This is a genomic window from Mesorhizobium sp. M7A.F.Ca.US.005.03.2.1, from assembly GCF_003997795.1.
Classification (GTDB): Bacteria; Pseudomonadota; Alphaproteobacteria; order Rhizobiales; family Rhizobiaceae; genus Mesorhizobium; species Mesorhizobium ciceri.
This window is the reverse complement of sequence record NZ_RZRP01000885.1, coordinates 1-2526: the sequence shown is the minus strand read 5'-3', so window position 1 is coordinate 2526 and position 2526 is coordinate 1. Positions and strand designations below refer to the sequence as shown.

The 2526-nt window shown below is 64.5% G+C and carries 3 protein-coding genes; all 3 read left to right on the top strand.

The window, feature by feature from the left end:
* Positions 1-956: CaiB/BaiF CoA-transferase family protein (locus EN991_RS31970; RefSeq protein WP_164769522.1), on the top strand; the 956-nt coding region annotated here is incomplete at its 5' end.
* Complete coding sequence (locus EN991_RS31965) at positions 953-2287, top strand: MmgE/PrpD family protein (RefSeq protein WP_127370247.1); 1335 nt, start codon at positions 953-955, stop codon at positions 2285-2287. The genes EN991_RS31970 and EN991_RS31965, both read left to right, overlap by 4 nt.
* On the top strand, positions 2287-2526 hold a 240-nt coding region (locus EN991_RS31960; RefSeq protein WP_164769521.1), incomplete at its 3' end, for an acyl-CoA dehydrogenase family protein. The genes EN991_RS31965 and EN991_RS31960, both read left to right, overlap by 1 nt.

Below are 2526 nucleotides of genomic sequence, written 5' to 3'. Positions count from 1 at the left end.
ATCTGAAGCAGCCGGATGATCTTGCGCTGGTCGAATCCATGCTCGGCACCGCCGACGTGTTCGTCCAGAACCTTGCGCCTGGCGCAACCGACAGGCTGGGCATCGGCAGCGCCGACCTCAGACGGCGGTTCCCCAGGCTGATCGTCTGTGACATCGGCGGCTACGCACCCGGAACACCCGACCACGAACGGAAAGCCTACGATCTGCTGATCCAGGCGGAAGCTGGCTTGGCGGGCGTCACTGGGTCCGCAACTTCTGGCCCTACCCGGGTCGGCATATCGATCTCCGATATCGCTACGGGGCAGGGGGCCTACGCCGCTATCCTCGAAGCCCTGATCATGCGCAGTCGAACCGGGGAAGGGGCTCACCTGCAGCTTTCCCTTTTCGACACCCTCGCCGAATACATGAACGTGCCATATCTGGCGCGCCACTACGGCGGCAAGGAGCCGCGGCGGCTCGGGCTCGCCCACCCCTCGATCGCGCCCTACGGGCTGTTTCAGGTGAGTGATGGGGAAATCCTTATCGCCGTCCAGAACGAACGCGAATGGGTCGTCTTCTGCGACAGTGTCCTGGGCCAGCCGTCGGTTGCAACGGACCCGAGATTCGAACGCAACGTGCGTCGCATTAAAAACCGCGAGCCGCTTGATGCATGCGTGCAGGCGATCTTGGCCCCCTACACCATGTCTGCATTATGCGAATTGCTCGACCACGTCAGAATTGCCTATGGCCGTGTGTCGACCATGGCTGATCTGGCGGTGCATCGCAGTGCCACCAAAGTCCCGGTGGAGACCACCGGTGGTCAAGTCGAGCTGTTTGCGCCGCCGGTCACCGTCAATGGCAAGCGCCCCGTGCTTGGCCGTGTGCCTTCACTCGGCGAACATGACGTGGCTTTGCGGCAGGAGTTCGGTCCTCCGGATACAGTGGGTCCCAAACGGATAGGAAGTGCAGCACCATGAGCTTGACCCGCGACCTGACCCGGCTGATCCGCGAAAAACCGGTGACCGACCGCGACCTGGAATGGGCATCGCTGTTCGTCCTGGATACGCTCGCCTGCGCCCTTGGCGCGTTGCCGACCGAGCCCGCCCGCATGCTGATGGCGGTCGCCCCGCTGGCGCAAGCCGATACCCCCCGCAAGGCGTTCTACCTGGGCGGCCTAGCGCATATCTTGGAGATGGATGACCTCCACCGGGACTCGGTGACCCATCCGGGCAGCGTCGTCATTCCTGCGGCCTGGGCGGTAGCCCATGATCACGATCTTGGCGGTGAAGCGTTTCTTCGCGCGGTTCTTGCAGGATACGAGGCTTGCTGCCGGGTCGGCATGTCCGTCGGTAAGAAGCATTACCGGGTCTGGCACAACACCTCGACCTGCGGGCCATTCGGGGCGGCGTTTGCCGTGGCCGAGCTCCTCGGCCTCGACGACACCAGGACCGTTTGGGCGCTTGGGAATGCGGGCACCCAGTCATCGGGTCTTTGGGAGTTCCTTGCCGAAGGCGCCATGAGCAAGCATCTCCACACCGCCAGGGCGGCGGAGTCAGGCGTCCTCGCTTCGTTCCTGGCCAAGGAAGGATTCACCGGCGCGCAGAACATCCTGGAAGGCCAGAGGGGCTTCTACGCCGGTCTGTGCCCGGACCCGATTCCGGAGGCTGTCACGGCAGGGCCTGAGCGGGCCTGGCAACTGATCAACACCTCGATCAAGCCATGGCCGTGCTGCAGACACACCCATCCGGCGATCGACGGCGCGATCGCCATGCACGACGAGATCGCCGGGGAAGCCATCGCAAGCGTTCATGTCGGGGCTTACCGGGCTGCCCTCGACGTATGCGACCGGCCGGCTCCCGAAGATCCATACAGTGCCAAATTCTCGCTGCAGCACACAGTGGCGATAGCGCTTGCGGACGGCCGCATCGACCAGGCCAGCTTCGATGCCGATGCACGGCAACGGATGGTCGGCGAACGCAAGAAGGTCAAGGTCGAGCTGGCGCCGTCGATCGACGCCGCCTATCCGGAATCGTGGGGCGCCGAGGTGATCGTCGAGACGGCTTCCGGCAGGCGCCTTTCCGCCGCCCGACACGACGCCAAGGGCGATCCCGACAATCCGGTGACGGCAGCCGAGCTGTCTCAGAAGGCGCGCACGCAACTCGTCGCCGGCGGCACTTCGCCAGCCCGTGCCGACGACCTGATCGGCGCTATCCTTGGCCTTACAGATAACCGTCCGGTGCGCTCACTGGGTCTGTTTGAAACCGCAGGTGACGCGCGTCCCCAGGTTCATGCCGCGCGGAGCGCCTGATGTTCAAGGACTTTGACAACGAGGACATCCGCGGCGCCGTGCGTCGACTCTGCGAGCGATTTCCGGGCGAATACTGGCGCAAGCTCGATGCCGACCGCGCCTACCCCGTGGATTTCGTCAACGCGCTGACCGAGGCCGGCTACCTTGCGACGCTGATCCCCGAGGAATATGGCGGGTCGGGCTTGACGCTTTCGGCCGCGGCCGCCGTGCTCGAAGAGATCCAACGGGCGGGATGCAAT